This is a genomic window from Paenibacillus sp. FSL H7-0323, from assembly GCF_038002725.1.
Lineage (GTDB): Bacteria > Bacillota > Bacilli > Paenibacillales > Paenibacillaceae > Paenibacillus_AQ > Paenibacillus_AQ odorifer.
Genome location: NZ_JBBODB010000001.1, coordinates 6,809,481 through 6,827,206 on the forward strand (window position 1 = coordinate 6,809,481; position 17,726 = coordinate 6,827,206).

Here is a 17,726-nt window from a genome sequence, read left to right on the forward strand (position 1 = left end):
AATTAAAAAAACAGCCGATCTCAGGGGGAATCCCTAATAATCGGCTGTTTATGTGTAATCTATTCCACGATGATTGTAGCTCTCATTCCGCTATGTCCGGAGCCACACATAATGGAGCAGGTCATTTCGAAAGTTCCAGCTTCCTCGGGTACGATCACCTTTGAGGATTTTTTTTCATTAAGCTGCAGCTCGAACTCTGGAATAAGGATACCGTGATTACCGTCATCATTTTTAAAAATGATTTTGACGGGAACACCCTTTTTTAGATGATATTCTTCCTGATCAAAGCTGTAATTTGTAGCTGTGATTATGAGTTCTGTTTCTGCCTCGATTTCCGGCTCCGATGTGTTAGCATTGCCAGCAGCACTATCATTGTTGTTCCCACAGGCTGTAAGTGCTATAACGAACACCATTGAAAGTAGAATTGCAAATTTTTTAATAATCTAAATCCCCTCCCAAGAAGTCCAAGCATAGTGAAAATGTGACAATTATGTAGACATCATAACTTAAAATTTAAGTAAGCGCTTTGATTAAATGTGAAAAATATGTGAACAGGCAGACTGTTCAAACTTTGTCGTAAATTGCAAAAAAATGATGAAAATATAACTAAAATTTATTATAATGAAAGCTATTACATTAACGTATAAAAGTAGGGGATACATATTACAAGTATTAATGATGCGCTAAGTACGGAGGTTTGGCACCGTAGAATCTTACAAGGCTATTGGATGGTAGTCATTCTTTTATTAATCTCACAGTTGCTGTTTTTGTCGAATATTGACCGACTCCAAATAAAAACAACCATGGATACGAATCTATGGCATTTATTTATAGCCTGTAATTTACTAATTGTGTTCCTTATGATTACTGCGGAGCTGTGGCTGCGTTATAGTAAACAGTCCCCTAAATATGGGGTGGTTAGCTGCGGGTTTTTAGTGTCCTATCTTATGTATTTTGTATTAGAGCCTTTTGTTGACGGTGCTCAGATGACACTTATGATGCCGATTATGGTTGCTCTTATTTATTTTGATCGTAAGCTCCTGTACATAATGGGGTTATTTAGTATTGTGTTTTATGCCGGGGTATATTTTGGGTTGGAACGGCCATTCCTACATAAACCGCTGCTTGAATTCTTGATGGTAGAGTGTGTATTTTTGGTATTTGTGCTGATGGCTATTGCAGTAATTATTCGTGCTCGTGAAGCGCGTATTAATTTAGAAAGATTAACCAAGGCGGGCCAAGATCTAATGGTGGAGAGGGCTATTTCGGATAAGCTGCTGAAGATAGACGCACTCACTGGACTCTATAATCATAAAACCTTTCATGAATATTTGGATTCATTATTGGAGCAATGTGAAAGCAACAACCTTCAGCTACAGCTGGCTCTTTTCGATATTGATAACTTCAAGCAAGTGAATGATACCTACGGACACAGGGTTGGAGACCTTGTACTTAAGGTGATAGCGGACAAGGTAGGCGGCATGATTGAGTTAAATGATTTTGCGGCTAGATATGGCGGGGAAGAGTTCGCTGTGATTTTTACAGATAAAAGTTTCTCGGAGTCCTATGAAGCAGTAGAGAAATTACGGAAAAATATTGCTCAAATTGAACATTTGCAGGCTGGTAACAAGCCGATCACCGTGAGCATTGGAATTTGTGATTATCAGCTTGGGGATGGAAAAGAGCTTCTCTTTCGTAAAACAGACAAAGCGCTCTATACCGCTAAAAAGCAAGGCAAGAACAGAGTGGTCAACTGTGCGGAGAGTCATAAAGAGGAGATTGTGTCTTTTGCATAAAAACAACACAGAACCCCTTATTGCCGGAGAAGAACCGGAATAGGGGGTTCTGTGTTGTGAAGAGCTTTTGTTACTTAGCGGCCTCAAATGGAGTGGATACCGGCAGAAACAGGTCGATAATCCCAATGACAAGAGCTGCTAAGATGGCACCCAGAATGGATACGCTGACTCCGCTGACTACGAATTGAGCGACCCAGATTACTACCGCGCTGACAATAAAGCCGACGATACCACGACCGAAAGGCGTTGCTTTTTTGCCGAAGATTCCTTCGACTACCCAGCCGAGTAGCGCAATCACCAGTGCAAGGATTAAAGCGCTCCAGAACCCACCAACCGTGAACTGTGGAACAATCCAGCCAACAACCATCAGAACAAGCGCTGCGACCACAAAACGACCAACATGACTTAAGAAATTCACTGTACTAACCTCCTTTGGCCCATGCTAAGGATATGTGCAGTTCTTATTGTGACCTTATTACGTGATTCTATGCTTAAAAATAAGACCCAAATAGCGAAATTGACCTGAATTCTGTATAATGGAAACATCTATGAAGGGAGCTGTGACTGTAATTGGACGACAAAATTTTGCATACGCTTGAATATCGCAAGATTTTAAATAAATTAATGCAATATACGCAAACCCCCATGGGAAGATTGGCTGCGGAGCAGCTAAGGCCCTCCGGCGATTTCGAAGGTGTGAAGAAGCTGCTTCAAGCCACGGATGAAGCGGCTAATGTGGATCGCCTGAAGGGCATTCCTTCGTTCGGCGGGGTAAGCGATATTCGAGCTGCACTAAAACGTGCTTCTATCGGCGGAATGCTGGGAACAACTGAGCTGCTGGCCGTTGGAAATACCATTGGCGGCGCACGCAGAGTCAAACGTTTCCTGGCAGCTATGCATGAGGAAGAAAAGATTGAGCTCCTGTTCTCACTGAGCGACGTTTTATCGGAGCAAAAACATGTGGAAGATGCCATCCGTTTATGTATAGACGAGAATGCTGATGTACTTGATACAGCTAGTTCTGAGCTGGCTAACATTCGCCGTGAATTGCGCGGAGGAGAGACCAGAATTCGTGAGAAGCTGGATTCGATGATTCGTTCGTCTTCTGTAGCGAAAATGCTGCAGGATCAGCTGGTGACCATTCGTGGTGATCGGTTTGTTATTCCTGTAAAAGCGGAGTACCGTGCCCATTTCGGTGGTATCGTACATGATCAGTCTGGATCAGGAGCGACTTTATTTATCGAGCCAGAGTCTATTGTGGCGATGAATAATAAACTCCGTGAAACACGGCTGCGTGAGGAACGGGAAATCGAGATCATTTTACACAGGCTGACGGCACTTGTAGCCGACATTGCGGAAGAAATGACCTACGATATTGATATTCTGGGAGAACTGGACTTCATCTTCTCCAAGGCGCGTCTTGCTCGTGATATGAAGGCTACTCAGCCGCGTATGAATGACCGCGGTTATCTTAAGCTGCGCAAAGGGCGGCATCCGCTTATTCCAGCGGAGCATGTGGTTCCTTTGGACGTGGAGCTGGGCAATCAATACAGCTCAATTATCGTAACCGGACCGAATACCGGTGGTAAGACCGTTACCCTCAAAACCATCGGCTTGTTGAGCTTAATGTCGATGTCCGGCTTGTTTATTCCAGCAGAGGAAGGCAGCCAGATGTGTGTGTTTGATGCCATTTATGCTGATATTGGCGATGAACAGAGCATTGAACAAAGTCTGAGTACCTTCTCTAGTCATATGACTAATATTATCTCCATTCTGCGTAGAATGACTCCTAAGAGCCTTATTCTGCTTGATGAGGTGGGGGCTGGAACCGACCCGGCAGAAGGCTCTGCGCTGGCAATTGCCATTCTGGAGCATATTCACCGGATCGAATGCCGTATGGTCGCAACAACACATTATAGCGAACTGAAAGCATACGCTTATGAGCGTAAGGGAGTCATCAATGCCAGTATGGAATTTGATGTCCAGACCCTTAGCCCAACCTATCGCTTGTTGATCGGCGTACCCGGACGAAGCAACGCCTTTGCGATTGCCGAGCGTCTAGGCCTGCCTCATGCGATTCTGGAACATGCCCGCGGCGAAGTGAAGGAAGAAGATCTGCGCGTGGAGCATATGATTGCTTCTCTCGAAGAGAATCGGCTGGGAGCGGAACAGGAGCATGAACGTGCAGAGGGCATCCGCCGCGAAGTGGAGGAGCTGCGCAGCAGACAACAGCAAGAGCTTGAGAAGCTGGAAAGCCAGCGTGAGAAACGCCTCGAGAAGGCTGAGAAGGACGCCAGCGCGATCCTGGACAAAGCGCGTAAGGAAGCTGAGGAAATTATCAGTGATTTGCGCCGCTTGGCTATGGAAGAAGGAGCTTCAGTTAAAGAGCATAAGCTGATTGAAGCGCGGCGACGTCTGGATGAAGCTGAGCCATCACCGCGCAAGAAGGCTGTTACCCGCAAGACTACCAAGGCTCCACGTACAATTGGTCCTGGAGATGAAGTGAAAGTCGACAGCTTGAACCAAAAGGGCTTTGTGGTGGAGCTAAGCGGTACTAAAGAGGCGCTGGTGCAGTTTGGCATTATGAAGATGAAGGTAAGGCTGGATGATTTGGAATTGCTCTCCTCGAAGGCAACAGCTGCGCCAACGGCCCTTCGCCATGCGACAACCGTCAAACGTTCCCGTGATGAGAACATTCGCAGTGAACTGGATTTGCGCGGGACTAACCTGGAGGAAGCTATCATGGAGACAGATCGTTTTATCGATGAAGCCTTTTTAGGTAATCTGGGCCAGATCGCCATCATTCATGGTAAAGGAACGGGTGTGTTGCGCACAGGAATTCAGGAATATTTGCGTAAGCACAAGCATGTGAAGAGTTATCGGCTCGGGAATTATAACGAAGGCGGCGCGGGCGTAACTGTGGCTGAGCTGCAATAGCGGGATTTCCCGGCAGAAAGAAGGGGAAAGCGTGCAAGAAGATATTGATCTTTTGCTGGGTCATCCGCTAGGTGCCTTGCTTGGCTACTTTGCAGTGGCGATTCTTGGGCTGGTTGTATTTCTGTCTTTTTTTGAAATGGTAACGAAATATAATTGCTGGGAAGAAATACGTAAGGGAAACCTGGCAGTGGCAATGGCGACAGGCGGCAAAATCTTCGGAATTTGCAACGTACTGCGTTTCAGTATTGAAGCTGGTGTTTCAATTTACGAGACAATGAAGTGGTCCGTCGTCGGTTTTTTGCTGCTGCTGCTTGCCTATTTTTTATTTGAATTTCTGACCCCTGTATTCTCTATTGACGAGGAGATCGCTGCGGATAACCGTGCTGTTGGACTTATTGCCATGCTGATCTCGGTATCGTTGTCTTATGTAATAGGTGCGGCTATTTTTTAAATCCGTCCTTATAAGGACACCCTGCAAAGGATTATGGATCTGGACAAGCTTTGAATTGAGCAGTCCCACTCTTTGTGGGGTATCTTAGGAGGAAATCATGAAGATTCTCACCCGAGTTCTGTTTCTGTCAGCGATTGCTTTTATAGCAGCCGGTATTATTTATTTAATGATGAATTAAATTTAAAAGTGAAAGTATGAAGGAGATTATAAAGATGGAAACAACTGTATGCCCTTGGTGTCATACTGAAATTGTATGGGACGAGGAATTTGGACCTGAGGAGAATTGTCCTCACTGTAACAATCAGCTTAGCGGATACCGTACGGTCACTGTTGGGATTGACGGCATCGAAGAAGAAGAAGTAGAGGAAGTCGTAGAGGAACCCAAACAAGAGGTTGTTAATGACGATGATCTTTGGGGAGAGCCTGATAAAGACAGCGTAGTTCCAATCTATAATACGCTTAATCAATTCGGCGATGATTATGACTTGAACAAGTACGAAGAGAGTGTCTCAGCTATTCTGGCCATTCAGGAGGAAGCTCCGGAATGTACTCAATGCCATGAGCTTACGATCCTTGCGGGTAAGCAGCCTGTGAGCAGCTTTGAGCCGTCTGCTCCAGCTACACTAGGTAAGTCGGTATTAACCGCTCCATTCTCACTCAATGTTTACGTATGTCCTTCCTGCTTCCATGTTCAGCACAGTCTGGCACAGGAAGATCGGATTCAGCTCGTACGCAATTTGAGCAACGCTCAGGCGTAAGAATAAGTATATAAAAAAAAGGGGCGGTCCCATAAGCTAATAGCTGCTGGGGCGTGCCCCTTCTTTTTTTGGACCTTACTTGACCGTTGACCGTTGTCGGAAGCGTGCGTATATGTAATCACTGTGGATGCGCATAGTAACCCGCTAACGGACACAACCGGCCTTAATCGCACCATTATCCGATATTTGGAATGCTATCGGACTCCAGTGCAGCTATTGGCCTGAAAACCGCCTATATATGGGCCTCTTTCCAAGGATAGCATCACTGGAGTCCGAAACCTTGTTTTAAAGGTTAAAAACATGTAAATAACGTCAACTGTGTCCGTAAGCTCCATGGGATGATGGATTTACGATTGTAGCAGGCAATTTAATAAAAAGCAGGGCTGTCCCAAAAGCAGTGAAGCGGCTGGGAGGGCCAGCCCCGTTTTTATTTTCTACAAAAATCAGTTCTGTTTCATCACGTCCAAACTCTTAGAAGGAGAGGGTTTGGCTGACCGGGTGAGTGAGAATAAATCTAACTCAGGCCGATGTTTGCCGGCAATCGTATCCGTTAACAACTCCGCAGCGATCATACTGTACACCGTCCCATTGCCTCCGTAGCCCTCGATGAAGTAACAGTGAGGGAACTTTGGATGTGGGCCGATATATGGAAGCCCATCACGAGTAGAACCGAACACAGCACCCCAGGAGTACTCCAGCTCAATGCCTTTAATTTCTGGAAATAAGGCTTCAAGCTCTTCGAGCAATTTTTGACCTTGAGAAATCACTCGGACCTCACGACGTTCGGGGTCTGTTAACTGCTCATCCTTACCTCCCGCAATAATCCTGCCTTCAGGGGTTGTCCGAAAATATAAATAAGGGCGGGCTGTCTCCCACAGCAGGCTACGCTCATGCCACTTTGGAAAATCCTTTAGAGGTTTGGTCATCACTGCATACGTGTTGATCAGCTCAGCGCCCCGGTCTTTTTTGAATTCCTGTGTTTCATAACCCATTGCAAAAATAACATCCTTGGCAAAAATCCGGCCATTTTCTGTATGGCAAATCACGCCATCCTCAGTAAACTCATAATGTTTCGCTTCGCTCTGTTCAAAGACGCGGACGCCATTCGACGCTGCCTTGGCGATTAGGCTGTGCACCGTTCGATAAGGATTCGCTTCGGCATCCCCACGTGAATAAAGTCCTGCTGGTTTTGAAAAAGAGTACAGAGCTGCAATCTTATCCTCTTCCCAAAATTCAGAATCGAAGCCATTAGCCACGAGATTCTCATATTCTTCCCGCAATGCAGGTACATCCGCAGGAGTGCTGGCATACAAAAGACTGCTGCGAGGAATGATCTGCGGATCGATATCGAGCTTGTCCGGCAGGTCCAGAATGTTCCTTACCCCAGCCTGGCATAACTGATAAAAGAGCAAACCGTTCTTTTGCCCAAAGGTGTTCATACATGAGGTTAACGATTTATCGTTGGAAATCTGCAGGAGTCCAGTGTTAGCATGCGAGCTGCCGCTGCCGACCCGTCTTTTTTCGATCAGAACAGCATCCGCTCCACTTAAGGACAAGCGATAGGCGGCCATTGCCCCACCCATTCCGGCGCCTACAACCAGGCAATCACAATGAATAGTACCTTCTAGAGAGGGGTAAGTTGGAGGGTTCTGTAAAGTGCTTGACCAAGGTGTATTTCCACTATTTAAATTCATGAATTGTTCGCTCCTTCATTCGTGCCGTGATTTAGTATTGGCGGCATTTTATCGTCTCATTCGCGGTATGTTCTTATTTCTGTCATAACTCTCTAGTGCCTTTCGGCAAATAAATCGCGGGCATAGGCGGCATACTAAAGCCTGTATGAATCAACTACAAGGAGGGACTACAACAAATGCAATCAACGCAAATGCAAGCGCTAAGTGGTAAGGAATTGGAATATATCGCTGACTCCATCTCTAATGAGGACTTGCTTCTCAAGCAATGTGCAGCAACGGCTGCGACAACACAGAATCAACAAGTTCGCCAAATTTGTATGCAGCATATGCAAAATCACACCAAACACATGACTGAGCTCACTCAGTTAATCCAACAACATCAACAATACGCGCCAACAAGCCCACAATAATTGCAATATTAATTCTAAGGAGGTTATTTAATGAACGCGCAAAATACTGGGGCATTTATGCCGGATGAGGATTTACTAAACACCATTTTGTGTGATTTGAAGCGGACCGTACGCGAATATGCTACAGCTGCTACAGAATCAGCATGTCCAGCCGTTCGTAGGGTTTTTAACACTATGACCATGGACACTTTGCAACTCCAAGGTGATTTATACACGCATATGTCTCAACTGAATATGTATCCTGCACCTGCAAAAGCATTGCGCCAAGATGTGGACAAGCAGCTTCAAACCGCACAGCAAATGCAACAGCAAACAGGGCAATTTGTTCAACAAAAAACCGGGCAATTTGGCGCATACGCTCAGAATGCTCATATCCCGGCTAACGGACAACATCAGCCTTCTCATTTAATGTAACCATGATGGTTGGCGAATGAAGCAAATCGCTTCATGAGTGTGGAGATAACGCCCGTTTTTACTGGTTAAATCCGGTAGAACGGGCGTTTTTTCTATTTTTTTATGTATGTGCTATGTAAACTCTGCCTTTCATGGAAGCTCCTATGGGGTTATTTTGTTTGCAGAGATGCACATTTCATGTCATATTAGTATTAAACTCTTTTCGCGGGGCGACGCATTAATAGCGTACCGTCATTGGCGAACTATCCGGAGGGAAGGCATGAAGGAAATGAACGAGCTTAAGAGGAAAGTGCTGGAACTGCTTAAGGAAGACGCGAGAAGATCTACTGCACTCTTAGCAACGCTGCTTGGCGCGGAAGAAGAAGATGTGAAGACTGCGATTGAGCAGTTGGAGAAAGATCATGTCATTGTAAAATATGCCGCCGTTGTAAACTGGGATAAAGTGGACGATGAGAAGGTAACCGCACTGATTGAGGTGCAGATTACGCCTGAACGAGGGCGTGGTTTTGAAGGGATTGCCGAGCGAATCTACCTGTATCCACAGGTCAAATCAGTTTATCTGATGTCTGGTGCTTATGATCTTCTGGTGGAAGTGGAAGGCCGGAATTTACGTGAAGTGGCCAATTTTGTATCTGAGAAGCTGTCTCCAATTGATTCAGTACTTTCAACCAAAACGAATTTTACCCTTAAAAAATACAAACAGGACGGGATCATCTTCGAAGAGCATGAGGAAGACAACCGTCTGATGATCTCTCCATAAAGGAAGTAATCATATGATCACGAATAAATCGCAGCTAACTGGAGAAGACAGCAAATCAATGGATTCTTATTTGGCCCCGTTGGTACAGCAAATTCAACCTTCGGGTATCCGCAAGTTTTTTGATCTGGCTGCAGGCAGTAAGGATATCATCTCTTTGGGAGTTGGAGAGCCTGACTTCAAGACCCCCTGGCATGTCAGAGAGGCTTGTGTCTATTCGCTGGAAAGAGGATTTACAGGGTATACATCCAATGCAGGGATGCCTGAACTGCGGGAAGGGATCGCGAATTACTTGCACAGCCGTTTTGCTGTGGAATATGATCCTGCCAATCAAATTATAGCAACCGTTGGCGGAAGCGAGGCCATCGATTTGGCACTACGTGCGCTGATTTCACCGGGGGATGAAATTCTGATTCCTGAGCCTTGTTATATCTCTTATTCGCCGATCACCGCGATTGGTGGAGGAATACCTGTAGGTATTGAAACGGTTGGTGAGAATAACTTTAAACTTACTGCGGAAAGCTTGGAAGCCAAAATCACTCCGCGCTCCAAGGTTCTGATTTTGTGTTACCCTAGTAACCCTACGGGAAGTGTAATGACCCGAGAAGATTGGGAGCCGATTGCTAAGGTAGTAGAGAAACATGATCTTATAGTGATTTCAGATGAGATTTATGCAGAATTGTCTTATGGCATTAATCACGTCAGCTTTGCCTCTTTACCAGGCATGATAGACCGTACGATTCTGGTTAGCGGCTTCTCCAAAGCTTTTGCAATGACCGGATGGCGGATGGGGTATGCTTGTGGTCACCCGGATCTTATCGCTGCAATGCTTAAGATTCATCAGTATACTGTGATGTGTGCTCCTTCTATGGGACAGGTGGCTGCACTTGAAGCGCTGACCAATGGGATGGAAGAGAAGGACCGGATGGTGGATTCCTATAACCAACGGCGGAGGTTGATCGTCAAGGGCCTACGCGATGCAGGGCTGGAGTGCCATGAGCCGCAGGGCGCCTTCTACGCTTTTCCAAGCGTGCGCAAGACAGGGCTGACTTCTGATCAATTTGCTCAGCGGCTTTTGCTTGAATACAAGGTTGCAGCTGTGCCTGGAAGTGTCTTTGGATTAGGTGGAGAAGGTTACTTACGCTGTTCTTACGCCACATCAGTATCCCAACTGAACGAAGCAGTAGAACGCATTGGTGCTTTTGTCACAAAGCTTACACGTGAGAGAACGGATTAGTGAAAATTGAACTATAGCCGATCATACAATCCTATGGTATTATTTTACTTTGAGAGTAATTAGCCCCTATAATAGAACTTACAAGGATCCATTTACTCTGGAACTAAGCGTTGCTTTGAAGTTGCTTTATTTAACTTTTATGCTCTTTTGCAGCACGCGCTCAATAATACTTTTGGGAGGGATGATTGTGCTTAGCGCCGATTATTACTTACCTTCCTATGGTGGGAAATGTTTCTCTGGAAATGGGAAAATACCCCCCAAGGGTGATGCTTCTGCTCGCATACTCTCTCTGGAAGATGAAATTAGAATACTCCGCAGCAAGATGGAGCAGCTTTTCCTGCAGGAAAAATCATTCACTTCGGATAATGTGATTGAAATTAGCAGTTTATTGGACCTCAAAATAAATGAGTACATGAAGGGGCGTCCAGCTGGAAAATAGTGCTGCTGAATGCTCTTGAGAGGACCCTAGGGTCCTCTTTTTGTTGTGCACTCTTACTAATGATGGTGTTTTTGTGTATACTCTTAATTTGCTATCTTTATTGCCTTCCTTATAGCAGAAAGCTTAAACTATCAGTATATGTTTTTTAAGAATGGATAGGAGGCTTAAACCATGGCGATTTATACACGTACGGGTGATGCAGGTCAGACCTCAGTGATTGGCGGCCGGGTCGGCAAGGATGATGTCCGCGTCGAGGCCTACGGAACGATCGATGAGCTGAATTGTTTTGTAGGGCAAGCACGAAGCCTGATGGAAAGTGATAATTTCGACGATGTCCGCGAGCAATTGCTCGAAATACAGCATGAGCTGTTTGATTGCGGTACGGATTTAGCATTTGTTAGACTTGCTGATGGTGGTCAATATATGGTGACAAGTGAGATGGCTCAGCGGCTGGAAGGCTGGATAGATACTCTACAAGAGGAGAATCCGCCACTTGAGAAATTTATCCTGCCAGGAGGTAGTCAGCTGGCTTCGGTTCTACATGTATGCCGCACGGTTTGCCGTCGTGCAGAACGCCGGGCGGTTACCTTAGGGCGAACTGCGGACATTAACCCAGAAGCGGTGATTTATCTCAATCGATTGTCGGATTATTTTTTTGCTTTGGCTAGAACGGCTAATACACGGTCAGGGATTACTGATGTAGAATACATCCGCAGTAAAAAGGTGTTCCGAGACTAATATGACAAGCTATTATTCACCCATTACTTATATCATACCGCCTGAAGAAGATGACTTCCTGCTGAAGACCATCCTGCACAAACGGATGGATGTCTCACGCAAGCTGCTCTCTCGCCTGAAGCAGACGGAGCAAGGCATTACATTAAACGGTGAACGTGTATACATTAGTGTGCATGTAAAGGCAGGAGATACCGTGCAGATTCGCATGGAAACGGAGACTTCGGATGATATTTTGCCGCAGCCGATTCCATTTGAGATTTTATTTGAAGATGAACATCTGCTAGTGGTTAACAAGGCAGCGGGAATTATAGTTCATCCCACACATGGACATTACACCGACACGCTTGCCAATGGTGTGGTTTATTATTGGGCACAGAAGAATGAACGCTTCCGTTTCCGGCCTGTTCACCGTCTGGATCAGGAGACCTCCGGTGTGTTAGTGATCGCCAAAAATCCTTACAGCCATCAGCATATTTCCGAGCAGATGATCGCCGGTACTGTGGATAAGCGTTACGCTGCATTTGTTCACGGGGTTCCTGCGGAGTTATCCGGCGATATCGACGGCCCTATCGATCGTGATCCTGAGGAGCCACATCGGCGTATCGTGACACCGGATGGATATCCTTCCCTAACCCGATATGAGGTTAAGCAGGTGTATTCAGCTGGCTCTAGAGTTGAACTAAAGCTGGAGAGTGGGCGTACGCATCAGATTCGGGTCCATATGACCTCAATCGGCTGTCCGCTGATTGGGGACAGCATGTACCGTCATGAGCTGTACAATCTACCAGAATTGACTTCAACTCAAAGCGAGCAATTGGAGACCGTTGCAGCACTCGATGCTTCCATACCGCGTCAGGCGCTGCACGCAGTCCGTCTGACGTTCAAGCACCCGGTGCTTCTGCAAAAAATGATTTTCGAAGCCCCGTTGCCACCTGACATGGCAGCCTTGGAGAAAATATTGGAGCAAGGTCCGACAGTGGATTTGTGATAAAATTATGATTCAGGCGATGGTGTGGCGAAGGGGAGGATTGGAACTGTAGGAGCGATAGCGACCGCCTTTGTCTGCGGATTTCAACCTCGTTTAACGGTGAAATTGAAGAAATCTGTAGACAACAGCGGCCAGAAATCCAAACATTCCCCGTAGTTACGATATTATTAGCCGATTATTAAAGGAGCACAGCATGAGCAAATTAAAAGTATATCAATATCCCAAATGCAGCACCTGCCGCAGCGCAGTGAAATGGTTGCAGGGACAAGGTCATGAGCTGGAGCTTCAGCACATCGCAGAGCAGCCACCTACGGTGGACGAGCTGCGTGAGCTGCTCGCGAACAGCGGCCTTGAGCTGAAGAAGTTTTTTAATACAAGCGGTGAAGTATATAAATCATTAGGTCTGAAGGACAAGCTGCCCCAGCTTACGGAACAGGAGAAGTTAGAACTGCTCTCAAGCCACGGGATGTTGATCAAACGTCCGATTGTCACCGATGGAGTTAAAGTTACGGTGGGATTCAAAGAAGACCAATATGCCGATACTTGGGCTAATGTTTAATATCAATACAACGATCAAGGGAGAGGTTTATAAGTGAGAACAGATACAACGGGCCGGGTAATGCTTGTAGATGGAATGGCTCTGCTGTTCCGGGCCTTTTATGCGACCTCTTATGGAGGATATATTCGCAAGACAAAAGAAGGTTTACCGACGAATGCGGTATATGGATTTTTGCAGTATTTTTTTGATGCAGTAAGTACGTTTGAGCCTTCTCATGTCGTATGCTGCTGGGATATGGGTAAAGGAACGTTCCGTACCGAGAAATATGATGGATACAAATCCAACCGGATCGAAGCTCCCCTGGAATTAATTCCGCAATTTGATCTAGTAAAAGAAGTAGTGGCTGAGCTAGGTGTGCCAAACATCGGTCTTGCCGGCTATGAAGCAGATGATTGCATTGGTACGCTAGCATCCTGTTACAGCGATAATTCTGAGGTTTACATTCTGACGGGTGACCATGATATGCTGCAGCTTATTGATGAGAATGTTAAGGTCGTCATTATGAAAAAAGGACGCTCCAACTATAAAGTTTATGACCTTGCAGAATTGCTTGAGGATAAAGGTCTAACCCCTAGACAGGTTATTGACCTGAAGGGCTTTATGGGCGATACAAGTGATAATTACCCTGGTGTAAAAGGGATTGGTGAGAAAACCGCGCTGAAGCTGTTAACGGAATACGGTACAGTTGAAGGTGTAATTGAGAATCTTCACTTGCTCCCTAAAGGTGTGCGGTCCAAAATTGAAGCCGACCTTGATATGCTGCATCTATCAAGAGAGCTGGCTGAAATCCGTTGTGATGTGCCTGTGGTCTGTGAGCTGGCGGAAGCTTTATGGCAATTACAACGGGAAACAGCCGCGCGTAAATTTCAAGAACTGGAATTTGGCAGCCTGATGCATTTGATCGCTGAGGTGCAGGACGAACGGGGAATTGTACAGATTGAGTTAGGTGATCTGGGTTAAGGAGAGTCTCCCTTCATGCAAAAAGGCATGAAGGGAGTTTTATTATTGTGATAGCGCTTCATCCAACGTATAATAAGGGCTGTTGATTGTTTTATTTTATATTAATTTTTATTTTCAAACTGGATGGCGGATTATTGCTTAATGGAGAAGGGAGATAGTTGCTATGAAGTTATTGGGAGCGATTGAAGCAGGCGGAACGAAGTTTGTATGCGGAATCGGTTATGAGGACGGTACCATTCTGGACCGAGTTAGCTTTCCGACAACAACACCGGAAGAAACGATGGGACTCGTAATTGACTATTTTAATGGGAAGAATGTAGAAGCTTTTGGTATTGGATCGTTTGGACCGATTGATCCCGTGCTGGACAGCCCTACTTATGGTTACATAACAACGACACCAAAACCTCACTGGGGACAATATAATTTGGTAGGTACAATGGCTGAGCAATTTAACGTGCCGATCGGTTTTGATACGGATGTGAATGGTGCAGCGCTTGCGGAAAGTAAATGGGGAGCGGCTAAAGGTCTGGACAGCTGCCTTTATATTACGGTTGGGACAGGCATTGGAGCGGGAGCAGTAGTTGGAGGTCAGATGGTGCATGGATTGTCTCATCCTGAGATGGGGCATATTCTAGTTCGCAGACATCCAGAGGACACGTTTGAGGGCTACTGCCCTTATCATGGCGATTGCCTTGAAGGGTTAGCCGCAGGTCCGGGGATTGGCAAACGCTGGGGACAACCAGCAGGCGAGCTGCCTGTTGACCATCCAGCTTGGGATATGGAAGCTCATTATCTTGCACATGCACTTATGAATTACGTGTTGATTCTGTCTCCCGAAAAAATCGTAATGGGCGGTGGTGTCATGAAGCAAAGCCACTTGTTCCCGCTAATTCGTACCAAGCTGCAGGAGCTGCTGAAGGGTTATGTTCAGCATCCAGCGCTAAATACCGACATCGATAATTATGTTGTGCCACCGCAGCTTGGAGATAACGCAGGACTTGCAGGTGCGATTGGACTGGCAACTTTAGCTTTGGCAAGGAACTAGTATAAAAAGATATTGACTGTTAGGAAATATATGGTATTGTAGGATCTAACAGTATAGCATTTAATGAGGGAGCACCTCTTTCACGTTTATCGTGAGAGTGGTGCTTTTTTGCGTTTTCCGAGTCTGACAGTGTGGGATTCACATCAGCGAATAAGTAGCTCAGACCGGTAGGTATAGTGCTTGCTGAAGACTAGAAAGGCAGGGATGAATATGCAAATTGTATTTATGAATCGCTTATCCAGAATATCCGGGGTGGATCAAGAGGTGTTCGCTCAGCTATGGATTGGAGAGGAAGAAGGAGTGTGGAGTCTGGGCTGGCGTGATTTTTCAGGCGGTGAGGAAACACAGGAGCATTTGTGGTACGCGGGTGGTTCATGGAATGAAATGCTTTGTGTTTACAGGCATGAGCTGGCGGTGAAGATGGGGGATGGCTATCGGCCGTTGATTGATGGCGTATTTCATGAAGAAGACGGCCTTACCGGGCGTAATCAGGAGCAGCTAAGGCTGCAATATTACAGTGAATATAATGGGAACGAAGCTATATATGAGGAGTTATGTGCTTGGCGCCGCAGCCGAGCTTCTAGTGAACGGAAAGCCCCTTACATTCTTGCCAGCAATCGTTTGTTACGTTTGATAAGCACTTTCTTGCCACATACACCAGAGGAGCTGCTGCAGATCCCTGGTGTAGGGGAAGGAAAGGTAGCCCAATATGGCACGGATTGGTTGGCTATAACCTCTACGGCTGCAAGGGAACACTCCTTTCCTTTGAATTGGGTACACCAAGAAATTGAGGAGGATTCTTTTGTATCCTGGCTCTATAAACAGAAAGAGGTCAAATATAAGAAACAGCTAGAAAGACTGCGATTACGGCGAATTCTGCTGCAAGGGATCGAGAATGGGTTAGGGTTAGAACAGCTTAAGGTGAACAGTGGAGTGAACCGTCGCGAACTGATTGAAGCGATAGAGGAGCTGGAAAGAGAAGGTTATTGCGTGGAGAAACTGATCGAGGTAGAACTGAGAAATGTGCCGCAGAATGAGCAGGAGGCGATATGGAATGCCTATGCAGAGGTAGGAGATCTTTTTCTAAAGCCAGTGCTGCATAAGGTGTATGGGGAGGATTTTTCAGCAGCAGAAGGGCTGGATAGCTATTATGAACGTCTGCGGCTGATCCGCATTCGTTTCCGGCGGGAGCAAGCTCCTAAAGTGGGCATGGCGACCAGTTTCTAGTAGCTTTTTATCATATCAAAAAGACGAAGGCTTCCTTACACCATAGGGTTAAAGGGCCTTCGTCTTGCCTATTCGTCCGTTTATTTTCATAGCCATTCTTTCTTGCGGAATACATACAGCATCCCACAGCCTAACGTCAACATTAGACCTATAACGGCAAAATAACCGTATTTCGTATGCAATTCCGGCATATGATCAAAGTTCATCCCATAGATTCCGGTAATTACGGTCAAAGGCATGAATATCGTTGTAATCGCGGTAAATACTCTCATAATTTCATTGGCGCGGTTGGCGATACTGGATTGGTAGGCCTCACGTAAGTTGCCCATGAGATCGCGGTACGTCTCAAAGGTTTCGGATATTTTAACTGCATTTTCATAAATGTCGCTAAAGTATTTCTGCAGCTGATCATCAATCAGACGGAGGTCTTTTTTATTCAGGGTATTGATAACCTCTTTCTGTGGTCCCAGCATCTTCTTTAACCATAAGATCTCACTTCGCAGACCGATAATCTCACTCAGATGAGATTTCTTGGTATGCATTAGGATATCCTCTTCAAGCTTCTCAATCCGGGCTTCAATTCGGTCACCTACGGAGAAATAATTATCTACGACAAGGTCGATAAGCAGGTAAAGGAATTGGTCGGGTTCGCTAACCTCTTGTTCCCATAACATGGGCTTCAGGACGCGTAGCTCGTGAATCTTTTGTTTCGTTACAGTAATAATATAATGTCTGCCCAAGAATATATTGAGCGCCCGCAGGAAGATTTCCTCATCATCAAAGCGGATGCTGTTTACAACAATAAAGTAATGACTTTCGTATATTTCGATCTTTGGACGTTGATCCTCTTCACTAAGGCAATCCTCAACAGCGAGATCATGCAGGTTGAACAGGGGCTGAAGCAGCTCCAAATCCTCCACATCTGCATCAATCCAATAGAACCCTTCTGTTGGGGGTGTCAATGTTTCATCAATTTCATCAATAGGTGTAAAAACCCCTGCATTCACCAGCCGGATTTTCATCTGATTCCACTCCTTCTATCCCCGGGTCTTCACCAGGGACTGCTAATTAAGCACAGAGAAAAAATCAGCTTGGCCGGCGTTACAATCAATACAAGAGGCCGAATGACGATTCGAGGGCATGAAGAAGAACTGCTCCCGCCGCCGGCAAGCTGATGATTATCCTGTGTGGTTGCTCATTCTGTACACTTAATTGCGAGCTCGGGTCGCCTTCCATTCTTCTTCTCACCTCTTCTTTTCGTTCAGGTATGAAATACTTGTCTAGTATAACAACGGAGTATGCCTCTTTCAAGCAAA

At 45.8% G+C, this 17,726-nt stretch carries 19 protein-coding genes; 15 read left to right on the plus strand and 4 right to left on the minus strand.

Features of this window, described 5'->3' with window-relative positions:
• Window positions 1-59: 59 nt before the first annotated feature.
• A complete protein-coding gene (locus tag MHH89_RS30235; RefSeq protein WP_256715140.1) occupies window positions 60-413 on the minus strand; it encodes a cupredoxin domain-containing protein in 354 nt (117 codons plus the stop codon).
• A 315-nt stretch (window positions 414-728) separates the two neighbouring features.
• Here MHH89_RS30235 and MHH89_RS30240 point away from each other — a divergent pair, with 315 nt between their 5' ends.
• Window positions 729-1,796: a GGDEF domain-containing protein gene (locus MHH89_RS30240; protein WP_076126393.1), complete on the plus strand. Its 1,068-nt coding sequence runs from the start codon at window positions 729-731 to the stop codon at window positions 1,794-1,796.
• A 70-nt stretch (window positions 1,797-1,866) separates the two neighbouring features.
• Here MHH89_RS30240 and MHH89_RS30245 read toward each other — a convergent pair whose 3' ends face one another.
• Window positions 1,867-2,214 carry a phage holin family protein gene (locus tag MHH89_RS30245; RefSeq protein ID WP_036683548.1) on the minus strand — a complete coding sequence of 116 codons (348 nt, stop codon included), beginning with the start codon at window positions 2,212-2,214 and terminating at the stop codon, window positions 1,867-1,869.
• Window positions 2,215-2,366: 152 nt separating this feature from the next.
• Between MHH89_RS30245 and MHH89_RS30250 the strand changes: the two genes are divergently transcribed.
• The 3 genes from MHH89_RS30250 (at window position 2,367) to MHH89_RS30260 (ending at window position 5,942) form a co-directional block, all read left to right on the plus strand.
• Entirely contained in the window at window positions 2,367-4,733 is a 2,367-nt protein-coding gene (locus tag MHH89_RS30250; protein ID WP_076126396.1) for an endonuclease MutS2, read from the plus strand.
• 31 nt (window positions 4,734-4,764) lie between these two features.
• Window positions 4,765-5,184, plus strand: coding sequence for a DUF350 domain-containing protein (locus MHH89_RS30255; RefSeq protein ID WP_036683543.1), 420 nt, complete (start codon window positions 4,765-4,767; stop codon window positions 5,182-5,184).
• A gap of 212 nt (window positions 5,185-5,396) precedes the next feature.
• A complete protein-coding gene (locus MHH89_RS30260) occupies window positions 5,397-5,942 on the plus strand; it encodes a hypothetical protein (RefSeq protein ID WP_341088750.1) in 546 nt (181 codons plus the stop codon).
• Between the two features lie 443 nt (window positions 5,943-6,385).
• Here the strand turns inward: MHH89_RS30260 and MHH89_RS30265 are convergent, their stop codons facing one another.
• Window positions 6,386-7,636 carry an NAD(P)/FAD-dependent oxidoreductase gene (locus MHH89_RS30265; protein ID WP_341088751.1) on the minus strand — a complete coding sequence of 417 codons (1,251 nt, stop codon included), beginning with the start codon at window positions 7,634-7,636 and terminating at the stop codon, window positions 6,386-6,388.
• A gap of 176 nt (window positions 7,637-7,812) precedes the next feature.
• On the opposite strand from MHH89_RS30265, the gene MHH89_RS30270 reads away from it, so the two are divergent.
• The 11 genes from MHH89_RS30270 (at window position 7,813) to MHH89_RS30320 (ending at window position 16,410) form a co-directional block, all read left to right on the plus strand.
• A complete protein-coding gene (locus MHH89_RS30270) occupies window positions 7,813-8,046 on the plus strand; it encodes a spore coat protein (RefSeq protein ID WP_036683535.1) in 234 nt (77 codons plus the stop codon).
• Window positions 8,047-8,076: 30 nt separating this feature from the next.
• Complete coding sequence (locus MHH89_RS30275) at window positions 8,077-8,460, plus strand: spore coat protein (protein ID WP_076126401.1); 384 nt, start codon at window positions 8,077-8,079, stop codon at window positions 8,458-8,460.
• Between the two features lie 259 nt (window positions 8,461-8,719).
• Window positions 8,720-9,220 (plus strand): Lrp/AsnC family transcriptional regulator, encoded by a 501-nt coding sequence (locus tag MHH89_RS30280; RefSeq protein ID WP_036683529.1) that lies wholly within the window; start codon window positions 8,720-8,722, stop codon window positions 9,218-9,220.
• A gap of 13 nt (window positions 9,221-9,233) precedes the next feature.
• Complete coding sequence (locus MHH89_RS30285) at window positions 9,234-10,454, plus strand: aminotransferase class I/II-fold pyridoxal phosphate-dependent enzyme (protein WP_036683526.1); 1,221 nt, start codon at window positions 9,234-9,236, stop codon at window positions 10,452-10,454.
• A 250-nt stretch (window positions 10,455-10,704) separates the two neighbouring features.
• Window positions 10,705-10,893, plus strand: coding sequence for an aspartyl-phosphate phosphatase Spo0E family protein (locus MHH89_RS30290; RefSeq protein WP_232061510.1), 189 nt, complete (start codon window positions 10,705-10,707; stop codon window positions 10,891-10,893).
• 171 nt (window positions 10,894-11,064) lie between these two features.
• The gene (locus tag MHH89_RS30295) at window positions 11,065-11,631 is read left to right on the plus strand and encodes a cob(I)yrinic acid a,c-diamide adenosyltransferase (RefSeq protein ID WP_076126402.1); all 567 of its coding nucleotides are present in this window, start codon (window positions 11,065-11,067) and stop codon (window positions 11,629-11,631) included.
• Window position 11,632: 1 nt separating this feature from the next.
• Window positions 11,633-12,619, plus strand: a complete 987-nt coding sequence (locus tag MHH89_RS30300; RefSeq protein ID WP_340034193.1) for an RluA family pseudouridine synthase — start codon at window positions 11,633-11,635, stop codon at window positions 12,617-12,619.
• Window positions 12,620-12,812: 193 nt separating this feature from the next.
• Window positions 12,813-13,178 carry an arsenate reductase family protein gene (locus tag MHH89_RS30305; RefSeq protein ID WP_076126405.1) on the plus strand — a complete coding sequence of 122 codons (366 nt, stop codon included), beginning with the start codon at window positions 12,813-12,815 and terminating at the stop codon, window positions 13,176-13,178.
• A 60-nt stretch (window positions 13,179-13,238) separates the two neighbouring features.
• The gene (locus MHH89_RS30310) at window positions 13,239-14,138 is read left to right on the plus strand and encodes a 5'-3' exonuclease (protein ID WP_076126491.1); all 900 of its coding nucleotides are present in this window, start codon (window positions 13,239-13,241) and stop codon (window positions 14,136-14,138) included.
• Window positions 14,139-14,301: 163 nt separating this feature from the next.
• On the plus strand, window positions 14,302-15,183 hold the full coding sequence (locus MHH89_RS30315) for an ROK family protein (RefSeq protein WP_051491338.1): 882 nt from the start codon (window positions 14,302-14,304) through the stop codon (window positions 15,181-15,183).
• 210 nt (window positions 15,184-15,393) lie between these two features.
• Window positions 15,394-16,410, plus strand: a complete 1,017-nt coding sequence (locus tag MHH89_RS30320) for an HRDC domain-containing protein (RefSeq protein WP_340393761.1) — start codon at window positions 15,394-15,396, stop codon at window positions 16,408-16,410.
• Between the two features lie 86 nt (window positions 16,411-16,496).
• Here MHH89_RS30320 and corA read toward each other — a convergent pair whose 3' ends face one another.
• Window positions 16,497-17,432, minus strand: coding sequence for a magnesium/cobalt transporter CorA (corA, locus tag MHH89_RS30325; protein ID WP_036684479.1), 936 nt, complete (start codon window positions 17,430-17,432; stop codon window positions 16,497-16,499).
• Between the last annotated feature and the right edge of the window lie 294 nt (window positions 17,433-17,726).

What these genes read in the sequence shown, in the direction of transcription:
- MHH89_RS30235 (WP_256715140.1), bottom strand. Translation starts at nt 413, where the DNA reads ATGGTGTTCGTTATAGCACTTACAGCCTGTGGGAACAACAATGATAGT.
- MHH89_RS30240 (WP_076126393.1), top strand. Translation starts at nt 729, where the DNA reads ATGGTAGTCATTCTTTTATTAATCTCACAGTTGCTGTTTTTGTCGAAT.
- MHH89_RS30260 (WP_341088750.1), top strand. Translation starts at nt 5,397, where the DNA reads ATGGAAACAACTGTATGCCCTTGGTGTCATACTGAAATTGTATGGGAC.
- MHH89_RS30265 (WP_341088751.1), bottom strand. Translation starts at nt 7,636, where the DNA reads ATGAATTTAAATAGTGGAAATACACCTTGGTCAAGCACTTTACAGAAC.
- MHH89_RS30270 (WP_036683535.1), top strand. Translation starts at nt 7,813, where the DNA reads ATGCAATCAACGCAAATGCAAGCGCTAAGTGGTAAGGAATTGGAATAT.
- MHH89_RS30275 (WP_076126401.1), top strand. Translation starts at nt 8,077, where the DNA reads ATGAACGCGCAAAATACTGGGGCATTTATGCCGGATGAGGATTTACTA.
- MHH89_RS30280 (WP_036683529.1), top strand. Translation starts at nt 8,720, where the DNA reads ATGAAGGAAATGAACGAGCTTAAGAGGAAAGTGCTGGAACTGCTTAAG.
- MHH89_RS30285 (WP_036683526.1), top strand. Translation starts at nt 9,234, where the DNA reads ATGATCACGAATAAATCGCAGCTAACTGGAGAAGACAGCAAATCAATG.
- MHH89_RS30295 (WP_076126402.1), top strand. Translation starts at nt 11,065, where the DNA reads ATGGCGATTTATACACGTACGGGTGATGCAGGTCAGACCTCAGTGATT.
- MHH89_RS30300 (WP_340034193.1), top strand. Translation starts at nt 11,633, where the DNA reads ATGACAAGCTATTATTCACCCATTACTTATATCATACCGCCTGAAGAA.
- MHH89_RS30305 (WP_076126405.1), top strand. Translation starts at nt 12,813, where the DNA reads ATGAGCAAATTAAAAGTATATCAATATCCCAAATGCAGCACCTGCCGC.
- MHH89_RS30310 (WP_076126491.1), top strand. Translation starts at nt 13,239, where the DNA reads ATGCTTGTAGATGGAATGGCTCTGCTGTTCCGGGCCTTTTATGCGACC.
- MHH89_RS30315 (WP_051491338.1), top strand. Translation starts at nt 14,302, where the DNA reads ATGAAGTTATTGGGAGCGATTGAAGCAGGCGGAACGAAGTTTGTATGC.
- MHH89_RS30320 (WP_340393761.1), top strand. Translation starts at nt 15,394, where the DNA reads ATGCAAATTGTATTTATGAATCGCTTATCCAGAATATCCGGGGTGGAT.
- corA (WP_036684479.1), bottom strand. Translation starts at nt 17,432, where the DNA reads ATGAAAATCCGGCTGGTGAATGCAGGGGTTTTTACACCTATTGATGAA.